Annotated in this window: 20 protein-coding genes; 19 read left to right on the top strand and 1 reads right to left on the bottom strand. The window is 68.3% G+C overall.

Annotation, left to right across the window (positions count from 1 at the left end; genetic code table 11):
• Positions 1-89: 89 nt before the first annotated feature.
• From HH212_RS00950 to HH212_RS00865, 18 genes are all read left to right on the top strand, one after another.
• A complete protein-coding gene (locus tag HH212_RS00950; protein ID WP_169433678.1) occupies positions 90-878 on the top strand; it encodes a glycosyltransferase family 2 protein in 789 nt (262 codons plus the stop codon).
• Positions 879-1,499: 621 nt separating this feature from the next.
• A complete protein-coding gene (locus HH212_RS00945) occupies positions 1,500-3,731 on the top strand; it encodes a heparinase II/III domain-containing protein (RefSeq protein WP_169433677.1) in 2,232 nt (743 codons plus the stop codon).
• Between the two features lie 260 nt (positions 3,732-3,991).
• On the top strand, positions 3,992-4,864 hold the full coding sequence (locus HH212_RS00940; protein WP_169433676.1) for a beta-1,6-N-acetylglucosaminyltransferase: 873 nt from the start codon (positions 3,992-3,994) through the stop codon (positions 4,862-4,864).
• A 377-nt stretch (positions 4,865-5,241) separates the two neighbouring features.
• On the top strand, positions 5,242-6,510 hold the full coding sequence (locus HH212_RS00935) for a glycosyltransferase (RefSeq protein WP_229217502.1): 1,269 nt from the start codon (positions 5,242-5,244) through the stop codon (positions 6,508-6,510).
• On the top strand, positions 6,507-7,823 hold the full coding sequence (locus HH212_RS00930) for a phenylacetate--CoA ligase family protein (protein WP_229217501.1): 1,317 nt from the start codon (positions 6,507-6,509) through the stop codon (positions 7,821-7,823). Before HH212_RS00935 ends, HH212_RS00930 begins: the two co-directional genes overlap by 4 nt.
• A 125-nt stretch (positions 7,824-7,948) precedes the next feature.
• Entirely contained in the window at positions 7,949-9,034 is a 1,086-nt protein-coding gene (locus HH212_RS00925; protein WP_229217500.1) for a glycosyltransferase family 4 protein, read from the top strand.
• Positions 9,031-11,037, top strand: a complete 2,007-nt coding sequence (locus HH212_RS00920) for a heparinase II/III family protein (RefSeq protein WP_229217499.1) — start codon at positions 9,031-9,033, stop codon at positions 11,035-11,037. Before HH212_RS00925 ends, HH212_RS00920 begins: the two co-directional genes overlap by 4 nt.
• Positions 11,038-11,135: 98 nt before the next feature.
• Positions 11,136-12,371: a non-hydrolyzing UDP-N-acetylglucosamine 2-epimerase gene (gene wecB, locus HH212_RS00915; protein WP_169433675.1), complete on the top strand. Its 1,236-nt coding sequence runs from the start codon at positions 11,136-11,138 to the stop codon at positions 12,369-12,371.
• A complete protein-coding gene (locus HH212_RS00910) occupies positions 12,368-13,108 on the top strand; it encodes a WecB/TagA/CpsF family glycosyltransferase (protein WP_169433674.1) in 741 nt (246 codons plus the stop codon). The genes wecB and HH212_RS00910 overlap by 4 nt, the downstream gene beginning before the upstream one ends.
• Before the next feature lie 174 nt (positions 13,109-13,282).
• Positions 13,283-14,281, top strand: a complete 999-nt coding sequence (gene galE / locus HH212_RS00905) for a UDP-glucose 4-epimerase GalE (protein ID WP_169433673.1) — start codon at positions 13,283-13,285, stop codon at positions 14,279-14,281.
• Between the two features lie 16 nt (positions 14,282-14,297).
• Positions 14,298-15,464: a nucleotidyltransferase family protein gene (locus HH212_RS00900; RefSeq protein ID WP_169433672.1), complete on the top strand. Its 1,167-nt coding sequence runs from the start codon at positions 14,298-14,300 to the stop codon at positions 15,462-15,464.
• Positions 15,461-16,879: a mannose-1-phosphate guanylyltransferase/mannose-6-phosphate isomerase gene (locus HH212_RS00895; RefSeq protein WP_169433671.1), complete on the top strand. Its 1,419-nt coding sequence runs from the start codon at positions 15,461-15,463 to the stop codon at positions 16,877-16,879. The genes HH212_RS00900 and HH212_RS00895 overlap by 4 nt, the downstream gene beginning before the upstream one ends.
• Before the next feature lie 187 nt (positions 16,880-17,066).
• Entirely contained in the window at positions 17,067-17,789 is a 723-nt protein-coding gene (locus HH212_RS00890; RefSeq protein WP_229217498.1) for a PEP_CTERM-anchored TLD domain-containing protein, read from the top strand.
• A 120-nt stretch (positions 17,790-17,909) separates the two neighbouring features.
• Entirely contained in the window at positions 17,910-18,968 is a 1,059-nt protein-coding gene (locus HH212_RS00885) for a TIGR03790 family protein (protein WP_370663903.1), read from the top strand.
• Positions 18,969-19,075: 107 nt separating this feature from the next.
• Entirely contained in the window at positions 19,076-22,069 is a 2,994-nt protein-coding gene (locus HH212_RS00880) for an ExeM/NucH family extracellular endonuclease (RefSeq protein WP_169433670.1), read from the top strand.
• 15 nt (positions 22,070-22,084) lie between these two features.
• On the top strand, positions 22,085-22,696 hold the full coding sequence (locus HH212_RS00875; protein ID WP_169433669.1) for an NF038129 family PEP-CTERM protein: 612 nt from the start codon (positions 22,085-22,087) through the stop codon (positions 22,694-22,696).
• A 356-nt stretch (positions 22,697-23,052) separates the two neighbouring features.
• On the top strand, positions 23,053-23,751 hold the full coding sequence (locus tag HH212_RS00870) for a winged helix-turn-helix domain-containing protein (RefSeq protein WP_169433668.1): 699 nt from the start codon (positions 23,053-23,055) through the stop codon (positions 23,749-23,751).
• Positions 23,752-23,774: 23 nt separating this feature from the next.
• Complete coding sequence (locus HH212_RS00865; RefSeq protein WP_169433667.1) at positions 23,775-24,539, top strand: LuxR C-terminal-related transcriptional regulator; 765 nt, start codon at positions 23,775-23,777, stop codon at positions 24,537-24,539.
• A gap of 23 nt (positions 24,540-24,562) precedes the next feature.
• Here the strand turns inward: HH212_RS00865 and HH212_RS00860 are convergent, their stop codons facing one another.
• Positions 24,563-24,877 carry a hypothetical protein gene (locus HH212_RS00860; RefSeq protein WP_169433666.1) on the bottom strand — a complete coding sequence of 105 codons (315 nt, stop codon included), beginning with the start codon at positions 24,875-24,877 and terminating at the stop codon, positions 24,563-24,565.
• A gap of 286 nt (positions 24,878-25,163) precedes the next feature.
• Here HH212_RS00860 and HH212_RS00855 point away from each other — a divergent pair, with 286 nt between their 5' ends.
• On the top strand, positions 25,164-25,601 hold the full coding sequence (locus tag HH212_RS00855; RefSeq protein WP_169433665.1) for a hypothetical protein: 438 nt from the start codon (positions 25,164-25,166) through the stop codon (positions 25,599-25,601).

Genomic DNA, 25,601 nt, shown 5'->3' with positions numbered 1-25,601 from the left:
GGGCGGGCAGGTGCAGGGCGGCAGATGAGTGGCAGATGAGCGGCAGCAAGCGGGCGACGAGGCATCCAACCAGCAAGCGAGCACATGCGATGACAGCCGATACCAAGCAGCAAGCCGGCCGCAAGCCGGCCTTTTCCATCGTTACCTGCACCTGGAACAGCGCCGCCACCCTGGCCGACACCCTGGCCTCGGTACAGCGCCAGACCTGGCCCGAGGTCGAGCACATCTTCGTCGACGGCGGCTCGACCGACGCCACGCTCGACATGATCGCCGCCTATCCGGGCCGCAAGCGCCTGCTGCGCGACGTCGGCGGCGGCATCAGCCGCGCCATGAACCAGGGCATCGAGGCGGCCAGCGGCGACTACGTGGCGCACCTGCATTCGGACGATTACTATGCCGGCGACGACGTGCTGGCCACGGTGGCCGAGCGCTTCGACGCGGAGCGGGTCGACTGGGTGTTCGGCAGCGTGCAGGTGCTCAAGGACGGCGAATTGATCCCGCCGTACCGGATGCTGCCGTTCAGCTACCGGTCCTATGCCGCGGGGCGCGCGGCGGTGCCGCATCCGGCCGTGTTCATCCGCCGCAGCATGTTCGCGCGGGTCGGCATGTTCGACGAAACCTTGAAATATGCAATGGACATCGACCTGTGGCTGCGCCTGGGACGCGTCGCCCGTCCGGCCACGCTGGACCGGCCGTTGACCGTATTCCGCGACCATGCCGGCAGCGTTTCATCGAGCAACAGGATCAAGGCGCGCCAGGAAGAATTCCAGGTGCGCAAGCGCTACATGGCGCAGGCGCCGCTGGCGTTCGGCATCTATTGCCTGCGCTACGCGAAGCGCATGCGCGGCCTGCGCGCGCAGGCGGCGCCGGCCCGCTGAGCGGCGATGCGCCGCTGCCGGCGCCCCGGACGCATCCGGCCGGCCGAGGCCGCGCTGTGCCAGTCCGGCCTTCGCATGGCGATCGAGCGTCCCTGGCGGGCTGCCTTCGCAGGCAGCCGCCATGTCCTTGCCGGTCCCATGTGCACTAAGAACCTATCTCAGTAGGCAGGGGGAAGCTAATGGCGACATGCGCGTCCGCGATGCATGGCAAGCAGGGGCAAGGCGCGAGGACGCCGCATGGCGAGCCATGCAAGGACGAGCAACGCAGCGCCTGTTTGTCAGGCGCGCCAGTAGCGACTCCGGACTACTGAGATAGGTTCTAAGTTGCCACTTCGTCCAGCGAGTTTGCAGACAGTCTTTTCAGACAAAAATTGAACTTTAATGAACAGGAAAAATCGATGTTATCGAGCTAATCTTGAACACATCAACATGTTGCGATGGGGTCGAAAATCGTTGATTTTTAAGGGAAATTTTTCCGCAAATCAATTTTTGTGCTGTACTATAAATCCGTCACGCATAGCGCTTGTCACCCTTCGCTGGAGCGCTTCGACGGATGTCTTGCCCGCTGTCCCGCTGCCGGGTTGTTCGTGGAAGTCCAGCCAAACCTCTCGGAGCATCAACATGAAATTCCATCGGAAAGGCATCGCCTTGGCTGCTGCATTGACGTCGCTGGTGTGGTCGTTCAGCGCGCATGCCGATTGGGCGCAATCCACCGATCCGCTGATCGTGCAGCCGGCCCCCGCCAACGGCGCGGTGCAGGCGCAGAATCCGCCGGGCTTCTTCTGGGCCCGCTACCCGACCGGCCCGGCCAGCTACGACATCGAGATCACCCCGGCCGGCGGCAGCGCCATCAAGGCCACGGTCGACCGTAACTGGTACCTGCCGACCAAGGCGCTGGGCCTGGGCAACTACACCTGGCGCGTGAAGCCGACCGGTTCCAGCGACTGGTCGAGCGCGCGCGCCTTTTCGATCACCAGCAAGTCGGCCGCCTTCGAGGTGCCGGACAACGCCACGCTGCGCGCGCGCATCCTGGCCAAGTCGCGTCCGCGTTCGCTGCCCGCCTCGTTCACCGCGTATTCCACCTGGAACACGGCCAAGAAGAACGACCTGGAGCCTTACCTGAGCCGCCTGGCGAACGAGGTCAAGCTGCAGACGAGCGCGCTGCCCGACCTCAACGATGCGCGCTGGCCGATCACGATCACGACGCCGCTGACCGCGCAGATGGCGTCGCAGCAGACCGACGTGCGCAACCGCATCAACGAAGCCACGCGCCAGCTCGAGGCGGCCGCCATCCTGTGGCGCCTCAAGAAGGACCAGGGCTACCTGACCGAAGCCTTCAAGCGCGGCGACCAGCTGGCCGGCCTGAACCCGACCGGCCCGACCAGCTACGCCAACCAGGACCAGGCCACGCGCCAGATCGCGCTGACCCTGGTCAAGGCGGCCGACCTGCTGGCCGGCGACATCGATGCCGCGCGCAAGGCCAGGTGGCTGAACGTGACCGCCATCCGCGCCAATGAAATCTACGGCAACCTGGCCGGCGACAACGGCCGCCTGGACGAGTATCCGTTCGATTCGCACGGCAACACCAGCACCGTCTTCATGGCGCTGATCGCCACCCTGGGGCTGGGCGACATCCCGGATGCGCAGAAATGGTTCGACTTCTCGTTCCGCTTCTACGCCAACGCGCCGTCGCCGTGGTCGGGCCCGGAAGGCGGCTATGCCAACGGCACCGCCTATGCCGAATACGCCGCCGGCTACATGACGGCGCTGTGGGACCCGATGGTCCAGGCCACCGGCGTGAACATGTACAACAAGCCGTGGACGCTCGGCTTCCTCGACTTCGCCACCCAGTTCACCCCGCCGGGCGCGCGCGTGCACGCCTTCGGCGACGGCTCCGAGACCAAGCCCGATCCGCGCGTGTTCCGCGCCTTCGCCAACCGCATGACGTCGCCGCGGGCGGCCTGGTACGTGTCCAGCCTGAGCGGCTTGGAAGACGCGATGTCGGTGCTGCAGGCGCCGTACCCGATGCCGGTGGCCGGCACCTCGCTCAAGGTGCCGCCGTCGAACTCGGCCTACTACCCGAGCACCGGCTGGGTGGCGATCCACAGCAACATCGCCGACACCAACCGCACCTCGGTCTACTTCAAGTCCAGCCCCTACGGCTCGTTCAACCACAGCCACGGCGACCAGGATGGCCTGCTGCTGTCGGCGGCCGGGCAACCGCTGCTGGTCAAGGCCGGCTGGTACGACTGGTACGGCTCGCCGCTGTGGACCGACTGGTACCACCAGACCCGCTCGCAGAACGCGGTCACCTTCGACGGCGGCAAGGGGCAGCTGGTGGACGGCTACCGCGAGCAGCTGCAGCGCAACGGCCGCATCACCGGCTTCTCGGCCCAGGCCAGCTACGACTTCGCGGAAGGCGATTCGACCGCGGCGTATGGCGGCCAGCTGACCATGGCCAAGCGCCAGGTCTGGTACCTGCACGGCCAGGATGCGCTGCTGGTGCGCGACAAGCTGGCGGCGACGGCGGCGCATACCTACGAGTTCAACATCCATGCGCCGAGTGCGATGACGATCGAGAGCCCGTCCAGCGTCAAGATCGCGGCCGGCGGCCAGTCGGTGTGCCTGCGCGACCTGAACGGCAGCGCGCCGTTCGCCAAGTGGAGCGGTCCGGCGCCCAAGGCCGGCGTCACCGAAGACCATGGCGCGTTCTACCTGAAGAACGACGGCAAGTCGACCGCCGAGTTCCTGGTGCTGATGGACGTCGGCTGCAAGCGGCCGGCAGTCAAGGTGGCGGGCAGCGGCAGCGCGCGCACCGTGACCGTGGGCAGCCAGACGGTGACGCTCAATTGATGCGTCTCACCGGCTGATTGCGAAGACAGGGTAGGTGCCAGTTCGGGGCCACGGCGGGCAAGGGGTTCCACTGCCCGGTCTGATGCGCATCCTGTCCCGGCGCGGCGGCGCGCTGCTACACTGATGTGCCGGCGTTTATAAAGAATCCTCCCGGACCGGCGTCCGCGGAGGATTTTTTCACTGCCCCCGTTGTCGTATTCTTGCGGTACCGATGTGCAGCGCCGCTTTCCGAAGCGCCGCTTCTTCCAGCACGGATGACGATGAAACAGGTATTCCTGATCCAGGCCCACAAGGACGTCGGCCAGCTCAACCTGCTGGTCGAGCAGTTGTGCGACGAGGATTTCCTGATCTACGTCAATCTGGATCGCAAATGCGACATCGACCCATGTACGGTCCACCCTGCGGCGCGCCAGATCGCTGCGCGCATCGATGTGCACTGGGGCACCTTCAGCCAGGTGCAGGCGGTGCTGAATTCCCTGGCCCAGATCGTGGCCGAGGTGCCCGTGTTCGACAAGGTGCTGTTCCTCAGCGCCCAGGACTTTCCTCTGCTGTCGAACGCCGCCCTGAAACGCGAGCTGGAACGGCTGCGCGGCCGCGAGTTGCTCGACAGCGTGCCGATCGGCGCGGCGCCCGGACAATGGCCGGCCGAGCACCGCTACCAGTATTTTCACCACGAGCATGGATCGCGCGCGCTGTGTCTGGCCGGCGCTGCCGCCAACCGCCTGCTGCGCGCCGCCGGGCTCACGCGGCGCCTGCCGGGCGCGCTGCGGCCGCATGGGGGCTCGTCGTGGTGGGCGCTGTCGCGCGCCTGCGTTGCCGACCTGCTGGAGCGGGTGCGGCGCGAACCCCGTCTATTGCGTTTCTTCCGCAGCGTATCCTGTCCGGACGAGATGTTTTTCCAGACGCTGGTCATGAATTCGCGCTTCGCCAGCCAGGTGGTGGGAAGCAATTTCCGCTACATCCAGTGGCCCGACCACGATGCCCGCAATCCCAGGATCCTGGACGAAGGCGACTTCGAACGCATCGCCGCATCCACTGCGCACTTCTGCCGCAAGATCGAGAGCGGCGCCAGCGCCGTCCTGGTGGAACGCCTGCTGGCGCTGCGTCATGGCACAGGCGGCGGCGCAGGATAAGCGGTACGCCGGGCGGCTGGAATCGCTTAGTGTTGATAGGGAAATGGATTAGAAGAACTAATTCTGAACATTCGATGTGTTGAAATAATTGTTCAAGCGTTTTTTTGCGTCAGAACGCGGCTGTTTGGGTTTCACGCAATTTCGGCGCCGGTCGGCCACGCTAGAATCGATGCCGCTTCATTGTTGATTCCACAAGGATTCCAATGCCTGGCCAGCCGCATCTCAACGATCCGACCGCCGTCGCGCCGTCCACTGCCGCCGCGCCTTGCGCTGCCGCGTCTTCTGCTCTCGCGTCTTCTGCCCCCGCATCTTCTGCCCCCGCGTCTGCCAACGACGCGCCGGGCGCCGCCGGTGCCCCGGCTCCCTGGCTGACCATCGTGAACATCGTGCGCGACCCGCTGCCGCCGGGCCGGGCCGACCTGTTCACTTTGTTCGGCAAGGAACTGCCGCGCCACGGCATCGCCACCGAACTGGTCGGGCAGGGTGGCTTGGGGGAGGGCGGCGGCGTGGCGGCGCGCTGGCCGGCCGGCGGCATGCACGTGGCCGGCTCGCTGGGCCATCCGCTGGCCAGCGTGTGCGCGCCGCTGTGGGACCTGGTCGGCCTGCTGCGCGCCCTGCAGGCCTTGCGTGCTGCCGGCGGCCGGCGCTCCGGTGGCCGGCACCCCGGTGGCCGGCACCCCGGCTGCATCCAGGTACGCGACAAGATCGCCGGCGGCCTGCTCGGCCGTGTTGCCGCGGCGCTGCTCGGGGTGCCCTTCCTGTACTGGATGTCGTTTCCCATCGTCGAGGGTTTCGCCGTGCGGCGCGATGACGTCGGGCTGCGCCGCCACGATGTGCGCGGCCGGCTGGCCTGGGCCTGCCACGCCGGGCGCGCCTGGGCATCGAGGCTGGTGTTCTACCGCATGGTGCTGCCGGGCGCGCGCCATGTGTTCGTCCAGAGCGACGCCATGGCCGACTGGCTGGCCGCCAGGGGCATCGAGCGGGCGCGCATGACGGCGGTGCCGATGGGCGTCGACCTCGACCTGTTCGACCGCGCTGCGCTGGCGCCGGCCGTCGATGCGCGCCTGGACGGGCGCCGCGTGCTGGTATACCTGGGCCGCATCGCCCGTTCGCGCCGCTCCGGTTTCCTGCTCGACGTGGTGCAGGAACTGCGCGCCGCCATGCCGGATGCCTTGCTGGTGATCGCCGGCGATGCGCCATCGGGCGACGAGATGACGTGGATGCGCGGCGAGATCGCGGCGCGCGGACTCGAACGGCACGTGCTGCTGACCGGCTGGCTGCCGCAGCGCGCCGCGCTCGGCTATGCGCTGCGGGCCGAGGTCGGACTCTCGCCGATCCCGCGCGGGGAACTGTTCGACGTTTCCTCGCCGACCAAGCTGGTCGAGTACATGGCGCTCGGCATTCCCAGCGTGGCCAACGACATTCCCGACCAGCGCCAGGTCATCGAGCAGAGCGGGGCCGGCCTGTGCGTGCCGATGGAGGCCGGCGCCTTCGCCGCGGCTTGTCTGCGCCTGCTCGGCGACCGCGCACTGGCGCAGCGCTTCGCACGGCAGGGCCGCGACTACGTGGAGCGGCGGCGCAGCTATGCCAGCCTGGGCCGCGAAGTCGCCCGGGTCTACCGCACCGTCCTGGGAGCGCACGCATGAGCATGGCGGCCTGGGGCTATGCGCTGAAACATTCGCTGCGTTCGCTGGCGCGCGAACTGCTGCGCAATGTCTGGGGGCGCGTGTTCGTATACCCGCGGCTGGCCGCCAACGAGCGCTCGGCGGCGGCGCTTTACGCCTACCGCCGCCGGCGCGCCGCCGCCATCGGCGTGGCGCTCGGCGGCGACGGCACCCGCCTGGCGCACCTGGCGCCGCCGGCGCCCGGCCTGCTCGCCAAGCAGGAAGTGCGCGACCACCCGCAGCGCCTGGTGCGCCCGCGCGGGCCCGGCTCCTGGCTGCGCACCACGATCCGCACCAGCGGCACCTCCGGTTCGCCCCTGCGCATCGTGCAATCGATCGGCACCATGGTGCGCGAGGAAGGATTCATTTACCGCCAACTGCGCTGGATCGGCTGGCGCCACGGCCAGCGCCGCGCCTGGATCCGCGGCGACATCGTCTGCCCCGAGCGCCCGCGCGACCGCCGCTACTGGTGCCGCGACTGGGTCGGCAACCTGCTCATGATGTCTTCGTATCACTTGTCGAACGACACCATCGGCGCCTACATCGATGCCCTGGAACGCTTCGATCCGGTCGTCATCCACGCCTATCCCTCGTCGATCGCGGCGCTGGCGGCCTGGCTGGAGGCGGCCGGGCGGCGCTACCAGGGCGCGGCGCTGCGCGGCGTGATGACGTCGTCCGAGACGCTCGAGCCGGCGGTGCGCGCCGCGGTCGAGCGCGGCTTCGGCGTGCGCGTGTTCGACTGGTACGGCCAGGCCGAGCGCGTGGCCGCGATCGGCACCTGCGAGCACGGGCGCTACCACGTGCTGACCGATTATTCGGACGTGGCGCTGCTCGGCGCCGGGGAGGGCGAGGCAGATGCGTGCGAACTGGTCGGCACCACGCTGAACAACGCCGCCATGGCGCTGGTGCGCTACCGCACCGGCGACAGCGTGGTGCCGGACCACGGCGCCGCGCCCTGTCCGTGCGGGCGTGTGTTCCCGACCGTGGCGGCGGTGCTGGGGCGGCGCGAGCGCATCGTCACGCTGCCGGACGGGCGCCTGGTCGCGCGCCTGGACCGCATTTTCCAGGGGCACGAGCGGCGCCTGCTCGAAGGCCAGGTGGTGTACCGCGGCAATGCCGAGTTCGTGCTGCGGGTGGTCGTCGCCGACGGTTTCGGCGAAGGCGATGCGCGCGCACTGGTCGACAAGTTCCTGTTGCGCGTGCCCGGCGTCGAGGTGTCGGTGGAGCGCGTGGACGCGATCGCGCGCGGGCCGAACGGCAAGTTCGAATTCGTTGCGATTGCAACAGGTCCGTGAAGCGTGCGCGAGCGGGGGAATGCCATGATGTATGATCGAAACATTGCCGCTTTAATAAAGACGTGTCATTTGTTGCAATGGGTGGCATCGTCCGAGCCCGCCGGGGTGGCCGCCGGGGTGGCCGCATGAGGGCCGCACCGCCGCGCGTGCTGATGGCCGGCACGGCGCCGGAGGGGCGCGGCGGGGTGGCGGCGGTGGTGTCGGTGCTGCGCCGCCACGGCTTGTTCGAACGCGAACGGGTGCGCTACGTGGCGACCCACGCCGACGGCGGGCACGCCGCCAAGGCCAGGTACGCGCTGGCCGGCCTGGGCCGCTGCGCCTGGCTGTGCCTGGCGCAGCGCCCGGCCGTGGTGCACGTGCACGCCGCCTCGCATGCGAGCTTCGCGCGCAAGGCCGCGCTGCTGCTGGTGGCGCGCCTGGCCGGCTGCCGCACGGTGTTCCACCTGCACGGCGGCGGCTTTCGCCGTTTCGCCACCGAAGAGGCGGGCAGCCTGCAGCGGCGCTGGATCCGCCACACGCTGGAGCGCAGTTCGGCGGTGGTCACGCTGTCGGAAGGCTGGGCCGGATTCGTGCGCGAGTTCGCACCGGCGGCGCGCACGGTGGTGGTGCCGAATCCGGTGGCGCTGCCGGCGGCGCCGGAGCCGGCGCCGGACCCGCAGCGCATCCTGTTCCTGGGCCGTATCGAAGCCGCCAAGGGCGTGTTCGAGCTGCTGGCGGCGGGCGCGCGGCTGGCGCCGGCGTTTCCGGCGCTGCGCCTGGTGTTCGCCGGCGCCGGCGATGAAGACGCGCTGGCCGCGCTGCGCCGCCGCGCCGGCGAACTCCGCATGCTCGGCCGCATCGAGCTGCCGGGCTGGCTCGGCCCTGGCGCGCGCGATGCCGAACTGGCGCGCGCCGGCCTGTTCTGCCTGCCTTCCCATGCGGAAGGCTTGCCGATGGCGATGCTGGAGGCGATGGCGGCGGGCCGAGCGGTGGTGGCCAGCCGTGTCGGCGCGGTGCCGGAAGCGCTGCGCGACGGCGACAACGGCTTGCTGGTGGCGCCGGGCGACGTCGACGCGCTGGCGGCGGCGCTGGCAAGCGCGCTGGGCGACGCCGCCCTGCGCGCGCGCCTGGGACGGCGTGCACGCGCAACCGTCGCAGCGCATTATTCAACCGAGGTGGTGTGCGGACGGCTCTCCGCACTCTACCGTGAACTCGCAGGGACACGACGATGAGCGAAGCGACTGGCATGGTCTGGCTGGTGAACCGATTGCGCTGCATGTCGGTGGCCGAAGTCGGCTACCGCATCCAGCAGGCGGCGGCCAGGGGAATGGCGAAGCGGATGCCCGGCCGGGCCGCGCCGCCGCTGCCGCGTCCGCGTTTCTTCAACGTCAACCGCGACATGACGCAGGTGCCGGTCCTGACCCCGGCCGAACGCGAGGCGCTGCTGGCCGACGCCGACAGCATCTGCGCCGGCCATGTGGTGCTGTTCGCCGCGCGCCGCTTCGACGTCGGCACGCCGCCGGTGTGGAACCGCGATCCGGACAGCGGCGTCGTCGGCCCGTCGATCTATGCCGGCGACATCGCCATCGGCGACCGCGAGCAGGTCGGCGACATCAAGCACGTGTGGGAACTGAACCGCCACCTGCACCTGGTGCGCCTGGCGCAGGCCTGGGCCGTGACGGGCGACGTGGCCTGGCTGCACGCGCTGCAGCGCCAGCTGCGCAGCTGGCTCGACCAGTGTCCGCCGCTGGTCGGCCCCAACTGGACCAGCTCGCTCGAACTGGGCATCCGCCTGATCAACTGGGCGCTGGTGTGGCAATTTATTGGCGGCGAGAACAGCGGCCTGTTCGCCGGCGAGGAGGGCAAGCGCCTGCAGGCCGACTGGATGGCCTCGATCCACGCCCACTGCAGCACCATCGCGCGCCACCTGTCGCGCCACTCGTCGGCCAACAACCACCTGATCGGCGAACTGGCCGGGCTGTACGTCGGCGCCTCGGTGTGGCCGTGCTGGAAGGCGTCCGGCGCCTGGCAGGAACAGGCGCGCAAGGAACTCGAGCACGAAGTGCAGGCCCAGTTCTCGCGCGACGGCGTGAACCGCGAACAGGCCTTCGGCTACCACGTGTTCTCGTCCGAATGCCTGTTCGTGGCCGGCCTGGCCGGGCAGGCGGCGGGCGATCCGTTCTCGCGCGCCTACTGGACCGGGCTGCAGCGCGGCCTGCGCTTCCTGCGCTCGGTGCGCGACGTCGGCGGCAACGTGCCGATGGTGGGCGACGCCGACGACGGCATCGCCTTCCGCCTGGACGAAGCCGGCAGCGACCGCGCCGCCCAGCTGCTGGCGCTGGGCGACGCCGTGCTGCGCCGCGTGGCGCCGGGCCACACCGGGGTGCGCTGGCTGCTGCACGCGCTGCCGGGCCGCCGTCCCGAGGCCGACCCGCACGAATCGGATACCGGCTGGGCCTTCCCGGACGGCGGCTACCTGCTGTTCGGCGCGCACTTCGGCGAGGCCGACGAGATCAAGGGCATGGTCGATTGCGGCCCGCTCGGCTACCTCGGCATCGCCGCCCACGGCCATGCCGATGCGCTGGCGCTGAACCTGTCGCTGGGCGGCGAGGAATGCCTGGTCGATCCCGGCACCTATTCCTATTGGCAGGACAGCAAGTGGCGCAATTACTTCCGCGGCACCTCGGCCCACAACACGGTGCGCATCGACGGTGTCGACCAGTCGCTGTCGGGCGGCCGCTTCATGTGGCTGAAAAAGGCGGTAGCGGCGATCGAGCGCATGCCGCAATCGCCGCACGAGTTCGACTTCCGCGGCTCGCACGACGGCTACGGCCGCCTGTCCGACCCGGTGCGCCACATGCGCAGCGTGCGCTTCGACGCCGCCACCTCGACGCTGGTGGTGCGCGACGAAATCGCCGCCAGGAAGCCGCACCAGGTCGAGCTGTTCTGGCACTTCGCGCCGGGCCTGAGCGTGCGCCTGGACAGTTCCGGCCTGCACGTGCGCGGCAAGCGCTTCGCCCTGCAGATGCACGTCCACGGCGCCGACCTCAGCCTGGAACTGGTGCGCGCCAACGAGAACCCGCCGCTCGGCTGGTATTCGCGCAATTACGAAAGCAGGCAGCCGTGCGACGTGCTCAAGATCAGCACCGTATCGTCCGCCGTGCCGGTCGAGTGCAGGTTTACAATCGGCTTCTTGCAGGATCCGGTACAGGAGGATGCGCCGAGGCCGTCATGATGTCGTCGCCGCAGCGTTGCCATACGCGGGCGTGTCCGCTGCGCCGCGCCCGGTAGTGACATTCCCGCAGCCAAGCTTGATTTCCGGAAAGGGTGTTCATGCTGATCCATCTGATTGCAGGCGCGCGGCCCAACTTCATGAAGATCGCACCGATCGTGCGCGCGCTGCGGGCGCAGGATGCATTGTCGTACAAGATCGTCCATACCGGGCAGCACTACGACCGCGACATGAACCACGTGTTCTTCGAGGAGCTCGGCATTCCGCCGCCGGATATATCCCTGGCCGGGGGCGGCGGCACCCATGCCCAACAGACCGCGCGCATCATGGTCGGCTACGAGGAGTTGTGCGCCGCCGAACGCCCCGACGCCGTGCTGGTGGTGGGCGACGTGAATTCCACGCTGGCCTGCGCGATCGTCGCCAAGAAGATGAACGTCCCGGTCGCCCACGTCGAGGCCGGCCTGCGCAGCTTCGACATGCGCATGCCCGAGGAGATCAACCGCCTCGTCACCGACAGCATCGCGGACTGGTTCTTCGTGACCGAGCCGGCGGCGCTGCAGCACCTGCGGCGCGAAGGCAAGCCGGAGAAGCGCATCCATTACGTCGGCCATGTGATGGTCGACAACGTGCTGTACCAGGCCGACCGGCTGGCCGATGCGGACCGCTCCGGCTTCGAGACCGCCGCCTGGAAGGATGCCCATGGCGCGGCCGGCCGCCGCTACGGCGTGGTCACGCTGCACCGTCCGGGCAACGTCGACGACGCGGCCGCGTTCGCGCGCATCGGCGGCGCCCTGCGCGAGGTGGCGCGCGAACTGCCGCTGATCTTCCCGCTGCACCCGCGCACCCGCGCCGCCCTGGAACAGGCCGGCATCGACCTGGGCCCGGGCGTGACCCTGGCCGGTCCGCAGGGCTACATGGCCTTCCTCGACCTGTGGAAGGATGCCGCGCTGGTGCTGACCGACAGCGGCGGACTGCAGGAAGAGACCACCGCGCTGGGCGTGCCGTGCGTGACGATCCGCGAGAACACCGAGCGTCCGGTGACGGTCGACGAGGGATCGAACGTGCTGGCCGGCACCGATCCGGCGGCGATCGTGGGCGCGGCGCGCAGCGTCCTGCGCGGCGAGGGCAAGCGCGGGCGCCGGCCGCATTTGTGGGACGGCCGCGCGGCCGAGCGCATCGTGGCGGTGCTGGTGCGCGAGATGACCGGCAAGGTGGCGCAGGTGCCGGCGGCGGACTTGCCGCCAGCAGAAGCCCCGTCAGCAGAAACTCCGCCAGCAGAAGCCCCGCCAGCAGAAGCCCCGCCAGCAGAAGCGCCGGAGGCGGGAGCGCCGGCATGAGCGCGCGCATCGAGATGATGGGCTGCGCCATCGACAACCTGTCGATGGAAGAGACGCTGCAAAAAGTGGAAACGTTCATCGCCAGCGGCGCGCCGCACCAGCACGTGGTGGTGAACGTCGACAAGCTGGTGAAGGCCAGCCGCGATCCGGAGCTGCGCCGCATCATCAACGACTGCGCGCTGGTGAACGTCGACGGCATGCCGGTGGTGTGGGCGGCGCGCCTGCTCGGCAAGCCGCTCAAGGAGCGCGTCGCCGGGGTCGACCTGTTCGAGGCGCTGATGGCGCGCGCCGCCGAGCGCGGCTGGCGCGTGTTCCTGCTGGGTGCGCGCGAGGAGGTGGTGGGCGCGGTGGCGGCCACCTACCGGCGCCGCCATCCGAACCTGGCGCTGGCCGGCTGGCGCAACGGCTACTGGCGCGGCGAGCAGGAAGAGGCCGAGGTGGCGGCGCAGATCCGCGCGGCCCGGCCCGACCTGCTGTTCGTCGCCATCAGCTCGCCCAAGAAGGAACAGTTCCTGGGCCGCTGGCAGGCCGAGATGCGGGTGCCGTTCGCGATGGGCGTGGGCGGCACCTTCGACGTGGCGATCGGGCGCGTGCGCCGGGCGCCGCGCTGGATGCAGCGCGCCGGCCTGGAGTGGTTCTACCGCTTCTTGCAGGAACCGCGGCGCATGTTCCGTCGCTATTTCATCGACGACATGGCCTTCTTCTGGCTGTTGATCAAGGAGGCGGCGCGGCGTTGATCCGGCACCCGGACCCGCGCACGAATCGAAACACGTGCAGCACGACAACAATGCTATGATCGTAGCAATTTGCCAAGTAGAACTGATGAGCACTGAATAAAAACAAGAGGCCGGCATGGCAGCCGGCGACGCAATGCAATACCAAACATCCATATCAAGGAAAGAAGAGCATTCATGAAAATTCTGGTGACTGGCGGCATGGGATACATCGGTTCCCATACCGTGGTGGAACTGCAGAACGCGGGCCACGACGTGGTCGCGTTCGACAACTTGTCGAACGCCGCCGCCTCGGTGCAGGAGCGCGTGCAACGCATCAGCGGCAAGCCGTTCGACTTCATCGAAGGCGACATCCGCGACCGCAGCGCGCTGGAAGCGGCCTTCGGCGCCCACAAGATCGACGCCGTGATCCACTTCGCCGGCCTGAAGGCGGTCGGCGAATCGGTGGCGCAGCCGCTGCGCTACTACGACAACAACGTCTACGGCAGCGTGGCGCTGTTCGAGACCATGGCCAAGGCCGGCTGCAAGACGCTGGTGTTCTCGTCCTCGGCCACCGTGTACGGCGACCCGGCCTCGGTGCCGATCCGCGAGGATTTCCCGCTGTCGGCCACCAATCCCTACGGCCGCAGCAAGCTGATGATCGAGGACATCCTGCGCGACCTGATCAAGGCCGAGCCGGACTGGCACATCGCGCTGCTGCGCTACTTCAACCCGGTGGGCGCCCATGAAAGCGGCCTGATCGGCGAAGAGCCGAACGGCATCCCCAACAACCTGGTCCCGTACATCGCGCAGGTCGCCAACGGCCAGCGCGAAAAGCTGTCGGTCTACGGCGGCGACTACCCGACCGCGGACGGCACCGGCGAGCGCGACTACATCCACGTGGTCGACCTGGCGCTGGGCCACGTCAAGACCCTGGACAAGCTGGCGCAGGGCGCCGGCCTGGTCACCTACAACCTCGGCACCGGCAACGGCAACAGCGTGCTGGAAATGGTGCACGCCTTCGAAAAAGCGTGCGGCAAGCCGATTCCCTACCAGATCGTCGATCGCCGCCCCGGCGACATCGCCAAGTGCTATGCCGACCCGACCCGCGCCCGCGAGGAGCTCGGCTGGAGCGCCGAGCGCGGCATCGCCCAGATGTGCGCCGATTCCTGGCGCTACCAGACTACCCAAAAATGACTTTAAGGAAGCAAGCATGAAAGCAATGATTCTCGCGGCAGGCAAGGGCACCCGTGTCCGGCCATTGACCTACGACCTGCCCAAGCCGATGATCCCGGTGCTGGGCAAGCCGGTGATGGCTTACCTGATCGAGCACCTGGCCAAGAACGGCGTGACCGAGATCATGGTCAACGTCAGCCACCTGCATGAAAAGATCGAGGACTATTTCGGCGAAGGCGAGCAGTTCGGCGTCCAGATCGGCTATTCCTTCGAGGGCTACACCAAGGAAGACGGCGAAGTGGTGGCGGTGCCGATCGGCTCGGCCGGCGGCATGAAGAAGATCCAGGAATTCGGCGGCTTCTTCGACGACACCACGATCGTGCTGTGCGGCGACGCCCTGATCGACCTCGACCTGAAGGCAGCCTTGCTGGAACACCGCCGCAAGGGTGCGATGGCCTCGGTCATCACCCGCGAAGTGCCGTGGGACAAGGTCTCCAGCTATGGCGTGGTAGTCACCGACCAGAACGGCCGCATCACCCAGTTCCAGGAAAAGCCGAAGCAGGAAGAGGCGCTGTCGAACTACATCAGCACCGGTATCTACATCTTCGAACCGGAAGTCATCGACCTGATCCCGTCGGGCGTGGAATTCGACATCGGCTCGCAGCTATTCCCGCTGCTGGCGGAAAAGGGCATGCCGTTCTATGCCCAGGCGCGCCCGTTCAACTGGCTTGATATCGGCAGCGTCAGCGATTACTGGGAAGTGCTGCAGAACGTGCTGACCGGCGAAGTCAGCCACATGAAGGTGCCCGGCATCCAGATCCAGCCCGGCCTGTGGACCGGCCTGAACACCAGCATCGACTGGGAAGGCACCACCATCCAGGGTCCGGTCTACATCGGTTCGGGCGTCAAGATCGAAGCCGGCTCGACCATCATCGGCCCGACCTGGATCGGCCACGGCAGCCACATCTGCGAGGGCGCCGAGATCATCCGCAGCGTGCTTTTCGAGTACACTCGTGTGCTGAACGACGTCACGCTGCACGAGACCATCGTGTTCAAGGACTACAGCATCGACCGCAGCGGCGAGATGAAGCACTCCTCCGAATACAGCTCCGACGAATGGCGCAACGCGCGCGACCGCCGCCGTACCCGCCGCAAAGAAGTCGCCCAAGATACCGATACCACCTTAGAGAAAGTTAGCGCATGAAAATTTACCCAGTCATCCTCTCCGGCGGTGCCGGGACCCGTCTGTGGCCCCTGTCGCGCGCAGTCCTGCCCAAGCAGCTGCTGCCGCTGGTGACCGACAAGACCATGCTGCAGGAAACCGCCTTGCGCGTACGCGGCTGGCCAGGGTTGATGGCGCCGCTGGTGGTGTGCGGCAACGATCATCGCTTCCTGGTGGCCGAGCAGCTGCGCGATGTCGGCATCACGCCGCACGCCATCATGCTGGAACCGTCCGGTCGCAATACCGCCCCGGCGGTGGCCGCCGCCGCCCAGTTCCTGAAGGCGCAGGATCCGGACGCGGTCATGCTGGTGCTGCCGGCCGACCACGTGATCGAGAAGAACGAAGCCTTCCGCATGGCGGTCGAGCGCGCCGCCGCCCTGGTGCAGGACGGTTCGCTGGCCACCTTCGGCGTGGTGCCGACCGCGCCCGAGACCGGCTACGGCTACATCCGCCGCGGCGAGCCGCTGCCGGGCTGCGACGATTGCTACCGCATCGAGCGCTTCGTCGAGAAGCCGGACACCGACACCGCCAAGGGCTTCGTCACCGACGGCGGCTATTACTGGAACAGCGGCATGTTCATGTTCCGCGCCGACCGCTTCCTCGACGAGATCGGCGCGCACGCGCCGGCGATCGCTTCCGCCGCCGCCAACGCGGTGGCCGACGCCTACCGCGACCTCGACTTCTGCCGCCTGGACGAAGCCGCCTTCGGCGCCAGCCCGTCGGATTCGATCGACTACGCGGTGATGGAACACACCCGCGACGGCGTCGTGGTGTCTGCCGACATCGGCTGGAGCGACGTCGGTTCGTGGTCGGCGCTGGCCGACGTGCAGCAGCGCGACGCCAACGGCAACGTGCAGCGCGGCGACGTCTACCTGGACAACACCAGCAACACGCTGGTGCGCGCCGAGAGCCGCATCGTGGCCGTGGTCGGCGTGCAGGACCTGGTGGTGGTCGAGACCCAGGATGCGGTGCTGGTCGCCCACAAGGACCAGGTCCAGCGCGTCAAGAACGTGGTCGAGCACCTGAAGGTACAGGAGCGCACCGAGCACCTGCACCACACGCGCGTGTACCGCCCGTGGGGTTCGTACGAAGGCATCGACCACGGCGACCGCTTCCAGGTCAAGCGCATCACCGTCAAGCCGGGCGAGAAGCTGTCGCTGCAGATGCACCACCACCGCGCCGAGCACTGGATCGTGGTGTCGGGCACCGCGCGCGTCACCTGCGGCGACAAGGTCACGCTGCTGGCCGAGAACGAGTCGACCTATATTCCGCTGGGTACCACGCACCGCCTGGAAAACCCGGGCAAGCTGCCGCTGCACCTGATCGAGGTGCAGTCGGGCAGCTACCTGGGCGAGGACGACATCGTGCGCTTCGAGGACATCTACCAGCGCGCGTAAGCGCGTCGGCAGCCTCGGAACCGCCGGCGCGGTTCCGGCGAGCCAGCCGTGTTCGCCGCCTTGCGCGGCGGAGACGGCTGGCTTTTTTCATGAGAGATTCCCGGGTGCTCTTGCTCATGCGTAGCGTGCGAAGGCGGCCACCGGTGCGGCATACAATGCCTCGTCGATCACTCATCGGGGGCATCTCATGAAGACGATCATTGCGGCGCTCGGGATGGCGGCTGGCGCCATGGCGGCGGCGCCGGCGGTCGCGGGCGACGTCACCGGCGGCTCCGCGCTGCTGGACGACGGCAGGCAGGCCCAGCTGGAACGCTGGCTCGGCGCCGGCGAGTTCAACCTCGACAACGTGTACACGCTGCGGGCCGGCGACACCTCGGCCGACTTCCACGCCGGCGCCGACGGCAAGGGCGCCACCTTCACCCTGCTCGAAGTGACCAACGCCGCCGGCGCGCAATACCTGGTGGGCGGCTACAACCCGCAAAGCTGGGCATCCGACGAAGGCTGGCACGAGACCGAGCGCGACTGGCAGCGCACCGCCTTCCTGTTCAACTTCACCCGGCCGGCGGTGTACCGCCAGATCCCGTCTACCTACATCCTGCCCAGCCAGGGCCGGCGCCAGACCTTCAACGACACCGACTTCGGCCCGGTGTTCGGTTCCGGTCCCGACCTGTTCGTCAACGACCGCCTGGATACCGCGCTGTCCTGGCAGCTCAGCTACGGCAACCCGGCCGACGAGAGCGCCAGCATCGTCGACCGCAGCCTGCGCGGCCAGACCGTGCGCATCGACGCGATGGAAATCTTCGCGATCTCGCCGGTGCCGGAGCCGGGCGGCGACGCGATGCTGTTGCTCGGCATCGGCGCGCTGGGCTGGTTCGGCCTGACGGGCCGCAAGCGCACATGCAGGGCGTAGCGGCCCGTGCGGCCGGCGGGTTACGGCAAGGGCCGCTTGTGGCAAGATGGGTTCGAGGCGCACTCGCGCACTTGCTCCCGTTGCGCCGCTTCCGATCCCGCTCCGTCCACCGCCGAGCCCATGACGCCCCATCCGCCGACCCGTTTGCCGACCTGCCTGCGCCGCCTGTCCGCCATGCTGCTCGTCCTGTATTCCACGCCGATCGCCGTCGCCGGTCCCGGCCTGCAGCCGGCGCAGCTGGCGCTCGTCGTCAACGATGCCGAGCCGAACAGCGTCGCGGTGGGGGAGTACTACCGCCGCCGGCGCGCCATCCCCGTCGCCAACGTGGTCCACGTACGCATTCCCGGCAAGCCGCACGAACTCGACGCGCAGCGCTTCGCCCGCCTGAAGGAACAGATCGACGCGCGCCTGGGGCCGCAGATACAAGCGGTGCTGATGGTCTGGACCGCGCCCTACCGGGTCGAATGCAACGCCATCACCGGCGCCTACACACTCGGCTTCGACGCCGGGCAATGCGCCAGCACCTGCGCCGCCGGCCATGCGAGTCCGTACTTCAACGCCGCCGCCCCGGCGCGCCCGTACGGCGACTTCCGCATGCGCCTGTCGATGCTGTTGCCGACCGAATCGGTGGCGCAGGCGAGGGACCTGATCGACCGCGGCGTCGGCGCCGGTTTCCGCCTGGCACCGGCCAGTGCCTATTACCTGACGACCTCGGAAAAGGCGCGCAATTCGCGCGCCGCGTTCTTTCCGCCGGCGGGCCGCATCGCCGCGCGCCGCCTGGCGATCCGCACCCTGCAGGCCGATGCGCTGGAGGGCGCCAGGGACATCATCGTCTACCAGACCGGCATGGCCGAGGTGCCCAAGCTGGACACCCTGGGTTTCCTGCCGGGCGCGCTGGCCGACCACCTGACCTCGCTCGGCGGCGACCTGCTGGGCGCCGGGCAGATGAGCAGCCTGCGCTGGCTGGAGGCGGGCGCCACCGCCAGCTACGGCACCGTGAGCGAACCCTGCAACCATTGGCAGAAGTTCCCGAACCCGAATGTCTTGCTGAAGAACTACCTGCAGGGCGACAGCGCGATCGAAGCCTACTGGAAAAGCGTGGCCTGGCCGGCACAGGGACTGTTCATCGGCGAACCGCTGGCCGCCCCTTACCGCCGCCAGGCGCCGCATCCGGATTGATCCATTCGGCCTAATCCTCGGTCATGACGTTGTCAATTTGCGCATTTATCATCCTTCCGTTAAGTGCTTCACCGACAACCCGGCTTCTTGACCTTCCCAGGACAACCATGACCTACCGCCTATCGACTCCCATCCCCGCGCGCCTGACAGTGCTCGCGGCACTGGTGGCCAGCCTTTCATTTTCCGCCTCGGCCCTGGCCGCTCCCGGCCCCGTCGTCATCAGCCAGGTGTACGGCGGCGGCGGCAACAGCGGTGCGACCCACAAGAACGATTTCATCGAGCTGTTCAACCGCAGCGGCAGCGCGGTCAGCCTGGACGGCTGGAGCGTGCAGTATGCTTCCAGCACCGGCACCAGCTGGCAGCAGACGCGCCTGACCGGCACCCTGCAGCCGGGGCAGTATTTCCTGGTACAGGAAGCCGCCGGCGCCGGCAACGGCGCCGACATGCCGCAGGCGGACGCGACCGGTACCCTGGCGCTGAGCGGCACCGCCGGCAAGGTGGCCCTGGTCAGCAACCAGACCCTGCTCAGCGGCACCAGCCCGACCTCGAGCGCGCTGGTCGATTTCGTCGGCTTCGGTTCCGCCGCCAACGGCTACGAAGGCACCGGCCCGACCCCGACGCTGGGCAACGCCCTGGCCGCGCTGCGCGCCGCCGGCGGCTGTACCGATACCGACGACAACAAGGCCGATTTCGCCACCGGCACCCCGAATCCGCGCAACGGCGCCAGCGCGCGCAACCAGTGCGGCGCCACCACGCCGGTGGCCCAGCCGATCGTGCTGAACTGCCCGGCCACCATGTCCGGCGCGCCGGGCACCGCCTTCCAGGCCGTGCTCGCCGCCACCGACCAGGACAGCATCGTCAACAGCGCCGTCATCAGCGGCGGCGCGGTGTCCGGCATCAGTCTGGCCAATTTCGTCCAGGCATCCGGCAACGGCGCCAACGCCACCGTCAACCTGGTGGTGGGCGCCAGCGTCCCGGCCGGCAACTACCCGGTGGTGGTGACCTTCGCCAACAACGACGGCCAGGACGCCAGCTGCACGGTCAACGTCGCATTGGCCGGCGAGCGCACCATCCCGCAGATCCAGGGCAGCGGCCGCACCAGCGCATACGCCAACACGGTCCAGACCACCAGCGGCGTGATCACCAAGAAACTCAGCGGCGGCTTCTTCATCCAGGACCCGAACGGCGACGGCGACCCGACCACCTCGGACGCCATCTACGTGTTCGGCGCCACCACCAGCGCCAACGTGGGCGACCGCGTGCGCGTGACCGGCACCGTGGTCGAGTACACGCCGAGCGGCGCGCCGCGCTCGTACACCGAGTTCAAGGACGTCACCGCGGTGACCACGCTCGGCACCGGCCCGGCCATCGTCCCGACCAACATCGTGCTCGGCGGCGACGACCTGAGCCGCTACGAAGCCATGCTGGTGCGCTTCAGCCAGCCGCTGACCGTGAACGGCAACGGCTACCTGGGCGACCGCGGCGAGCTGGTGCTGTCCAACGGCCGCCGCGAGACCCCGACCAACCGCTACCGCGCCGGCAGCGCGGACGCGATCGCGCTGGCTGCCGCCAACGCCAACAACCTGGTGATCCTGGACGACAACATCTTCGTCACCCCGGAACACATCCCCTACCTGTTCCAGGACAGCACCGTGCGCGCCGGCGACACCGTCACCGACCTGGTCGGCGTGCTCGACTTCGGCTCCATCGGCGGCGGCGGCGGCTGGTACAAGCTGCAGCCGAACGAGACCCCGAGCTTCAGCCGCAGCAATCCGCGCGACGCGGCCCCGCAGGTGGCGGCCGGCAACGTCAAGGTGGCCAGCGCCAACGTGCTGAACTTCTTCACCACCTTCACCAACGGCGCCGACGCCTGGGGCCGCACCGGCCAGGGCTGCACCCTGGGCAGCACCACCCGCGCCAGCAACTGCCGCGGCGCCGACAATCTGGCCGAATTCGTGCGCCAGCGCGACAAGATCGTGGGCGAGCTGAAGGCCATGAACGCCGACGCGGTCGGCCTGATGGAGATCCAGAACAACGGCGAGACCGCGGTGTCCTACCTGGTCGACGAGCTGAACAAGTCGATCGGCGCCGTCACCTATGCCTACGTGCCGAAGCCGGCCGCCACCGGCACCGACGCCATCCGCGTCGCCATGATCTACAAGCCGGCGGTGCTGACCCTGGTGGGCGGCGCGCTGTCCGACAACGACGCGGTCAACAACCGTCCGCCGATGGCGCAGACCTTCAAGGTCAACGCCAACGGCGCCAAGTTCTCGCTGGTGGTCAACCACCTGAAATCGAAGGGGAGCTGCGGCGGCGCCGGCACCGGCGACAGCGACAGCGGCGACGGCCAGGGCTGCTGGAACGCCACCCGCGTGCAGCAGGCGCAGCGCCTGTGGAACTACTTCATCCCGCAGGTGACGGCGAGCGCCGGCGACGCCAAGGTGCTGGCGGTGGGCGACTTCAATTCCTACGGCCACGAAGACCCGATCGCCTTCCTGACCGACAAGGGCATGGTCAACGAGCTGGAGCGCTTCGTGCGTCCGAACGGCATTCCGTATTCGTACGTGTTCGACGGCATGAGCGGCTACCTCGACCACGCGCTGGCCAGCGCGGCGCTGGACGGCCAGGTGGCCGGCGTGACCGAGTGGCACAACAACGCCGACGAACCGGAGGCGATCGACTACAACCTGGGCGACACCGCCGACGATCCGTACGTCAACAACGCGTTCCGCGCCTCCGACCACGATCCGGTGATCGTCAGCCTCAACCTGGTCGGCGCCACCGCCGACGTGACCGCCAACGTGAAGATCGCACAATCCGGCGTGATCCTGAACCGCGGCACCGGCAAGTACAGCGGCACCGTGACCTTCACCAACAGCAGCAATGCCGCGCTTGCCGGCCCGCTGCAGTTCAGCCTGGACGGCCTGAGCGCCGGTGTGGCGCTCGACAATGCCAGCGGCGTGCGCAACGGCGTGCCCTACATGACCCTGCCGGTGACTTCGCTGGCCCCGGGCGCCAGCATCAGCGTCACCACCACGTTCTCGAATCCGAACAAGGTCTCGATCGGCTACAAGCCGGTGCTGACCAGCGGCTCGTTCTAACCGAAGGAAAATAACATGTCGACCATTAAATCCATCTTCACCCCGATGCTGTCCAAGTCGCTGCTGGCACTGGCGCTGGCGAGCGGCGCCGGCGCCGCCTTCGCCGGCCCGACCTACCACGTGTCGATCGACACCTCGACGCTGGGCAGCGGCACCGCCTACATCGACCTGGCCCTGGGCGCGCTGACGGGCGCGGCGCCGGTGACCGCGACCCTGAACAATTTCAGCGGCAACTTCGGCAGCTACACCGAAACCAACGGCGCCAGCAGCGGTTCGGTCGGCGCCAGCGTCGTGCTGATGAACGGCACCAGCTACAACGACCTGTTCCAGGGCATCGTGCTGGGCGGCCTGTTCAGCTTCGACGTCAGCTTCGACACCAGTGGCAGCGGCAGCGGCACCACCTTCTACAGCGCGCTGTACGGCAGCGACATGCAGACCTTCCTCGGCCTGCAGGGCAACCTGGTGCAGATCGACCTGCAGCCGGGCATGGCCGACGTGGTGGCGCCGAACAATGCCTTCGCCAGCGTGCAGGCGCAGCCGGCGGCGGACGTGCCGGAACCGGCCAGCTGGGCGTTGCTGGCGGGCGGCGCCGGCCTGCTGGGTTGTATGCGCCGCCGCCGCGCCTGAGCGCGTGACCGGGAGGGCGGGGCGGCATCGCGCCGGCCCGCCTCGCTGCGCTCGGGCGCGTTGCGCGCCTGCAGCGCCGCATCGCCGGCCGCACTCGCGGCCGGTGAATACTCACACTTTGTATCCTTTTCACCACGACCGGCGTCGACCGCCGCGCATCCCGTTGTAAGCCCTGCACCCCCACGCAAGCCGCATGCCCCTAGGCGCCGCGCGTCGTGGCGATTTATTCGTGAAAGCTCTGAATCCCTAAACGAAATCATATTGTTCAGTCGGCCGTGCATCCTGCATATTAAAATCCGGTTGTCGTGAAGATATGAAAATGTTGGACGTACCAGCTCCATCCGCTTAGGAATTGCATGACCGCACACATCCTCGTGGTCGATCCCGATCCGGCCATCCGCCGGCTGCTGGAACTGAACCTCACCAATGCCGGCCATGACGCCGTCAGCTGCCGCGACGCCGAATCGGCGCTGGTGCTGGCCGACGACCGCCTGCCCGACATGCTGCTGCTGGAGTGGGACTTGCCGGGCCAATCCGGGGAAGCGCTGATCCGGCGCCTGCGCGCGCAGCCGGCCACGCGCGACTTGCCGATCATCATGGTGGCGGCGCGCACGGGCGAGCACGATAAGATCATGGCGCTGGAGTCGGGCGCCGACGACTATCTCACCAAGCCCTTCAACCCGCGCGAACTGCTGGCGCGCATGGGGGCCGTGCTGCGCCGGCGCATGCCGCACTTTTCCGCCGACACGGTGCAGATGGCCGGCCTGCGCCTCGATCCGGGCACCCAGCGCGTGATCGCCGGTGCGCACCGGGTGTCCCTGGGGCCGGTCGAATTCCGCTTGCTGAACTTCCTGATGCACCATCCCGAGCGGGTGCACACGCGTTCCCAGTTGCTCGACAAGGTGTGGGGCAGCCACGCCGTGCTGGACGAGCGCACGGTCGACGCCCACGTCGGACGCCTGCGCAACGCCCTGCAGCCGAGCGGCCACCAGGAGCACATCGAGACCGTGCGCGGCACCGGCTACCGTTTCGTGGCCTGGAACGCGGCCGCCTGAGGCGGCGCAGCAGCGGCAGGCCCATGGAAGCGGTCGTCATCCTCAGCCGCTTGGAGCAGGAATACCTGCTGCGCGCGATCGAGTCCGGCCTGCGCGTGGCCAGTGCGCGCCAGTTCTTTCTGTGGACGCAGGGACAATTGCAGGCGCTGCTGCCGCACCGCGTGCTGGCCTGCATGCGCTTCGCGCCGGGCGGCGCCTTGCTGCGCATCGAATGCGTGCACGGCACCGTGCTGGCCCCAAGCGCGCTGGCGGCGCTGGCCGGGCGGCGCGACGGCCTGGCGCTGCGCATCGCGCGCCACTGCATGCTGGGCGCGCGCCTGCCGGCGCTGCTGGATGGCGGCGAGCAGCGCGGCGCGGGCGCGCCGGACGGCATCCTGCGCACGTTCCACGCCGAACTGGATGCGCTCGGTTTCGACAGCGTGCTGGTGCACGGCACCGGGCAGACGCTGGAGGGTGCCAGCGTATTCGTGCTGTTCGGCCTGCCGATGCGGCCGAGCGCACGCCATGCCCACTTCCTCGAATGCCTGCTGCCGCACCTGCACCTGGCGCTGATGCGCCTGCCGCAGGAGCGGCAAGGGACGGCGCCGGCGCGGGCGCTGAGCGCGCGCGAGACCGAGATCGTCGGCTGGCTGCGCGAAGGAAAGAGCAACGGCGAGATGGGCCAGATCCTGGGGATCAGCGCGCTGACGGTGAAGAACCATCTGCAGCGCATCTACCGCGCGCTCGGCGTCAGCAACCGGGCGCATGCGCTGGCGCGCTGCATGGAATTGCGTCTGCTGGAAGCGTAGGCGCTCGCGGGCGCGGGCCGCGCTCAGGACTGCGGATTGCCGGAGTCGAACGCGGCGCGGCGCATCGCATCGTAGCGGAAGGCTTCGGCGTTGGCGTCGATGATGCGCAGGCCGCGGCAGTTGTCGGCGGCGCAATCCGGCGCCGGCATGGCGGCCGGGTCGACGGCCGGGAGTGCGACGGCGACGGCGGCACCGCCGGTAGCGGCGCTCTGCACCGAGGCCGCGCTTTGCAGCGGCTGGACGTCCTGGGGATTGCCGCCGCAGGCGCCCAGCATGGCGGCCAGGCCGAAGGCGAAAACGGTGCGGAAGGTGGCGGTGCGCAAGATCGAGGAAGTCATGTCAAGTCCGGGAAGGCTGGGTTCGTTGATGAGCTCATTGTAGTCCCGGAATTTTTCCTGCAATCAATTATTTTTCATTTGCTTACGATTAAGATTGAGATTTATGAAGTTTTTCGGAACTAAATGAGCGAAGATAAAAGATGATGTAGGGAAATATCCTGTGGGAAACGTCCTACAAGCAACATTCCAATTTTTCTCTACCGTCGCGCGAAAGATACCGCTCATCGCTATACTTCGCTGGAAATACCAGAAAGATCCCGCACACGTGTTTACTCTGGAGATTTTTATGCGAAAACTTTTGCACTATCAAGCCGTTCTCGTCGTGCTGGCCGCCTGCGCGGCCTGCAGCAGCCAGGCGCAGACGCCGCCCCAGACCGCCCCCTCCGCCAAGCCGGTGCGCGGCGCCGACCCGGCACCTGCCGGCGCCACGCGCGCGCGCATCCAGTCCCTGGTCGGCACCGCATCCTGCGCCAGCGATGCCGAGTGCCGCAGCATGCCGCTGGGCGCCAAGGCCTGCGGCGGGCCGGAGAGTTACCTGGCATGGTCCACCCGGTCCACCAAGGAAAGCGAACTGGGGGCGCTGGCAGAGCGCTACAAGGCGCAGCGGCAAGCCGAGAACCAGGCCTCGGGCATGATGTCGGACTGCCGCTTCCTGCCCGACCCCGGCGCCATATGCCGCGCCGGCACTTGCCAGCTGGGCGAGGGCAAATCGAATGCAAGCTGA

The sequence above is a fragment of the Massilia forsythiae genome (assembly GCF_012849555.1).
Taxonomy (GTDB): domain Bacteria; phylum Pseudomonadota; class Gammaproteobacteria; order Burkholderiales; family Burkholderiaceae_D; genus Telluria; species Telluria forsythiae.
The sequence above is the reverse complement of the archived record's forward strand: the minus strand, read 5'-3'. Positions and strand labels throughout refer to the sequence as shown.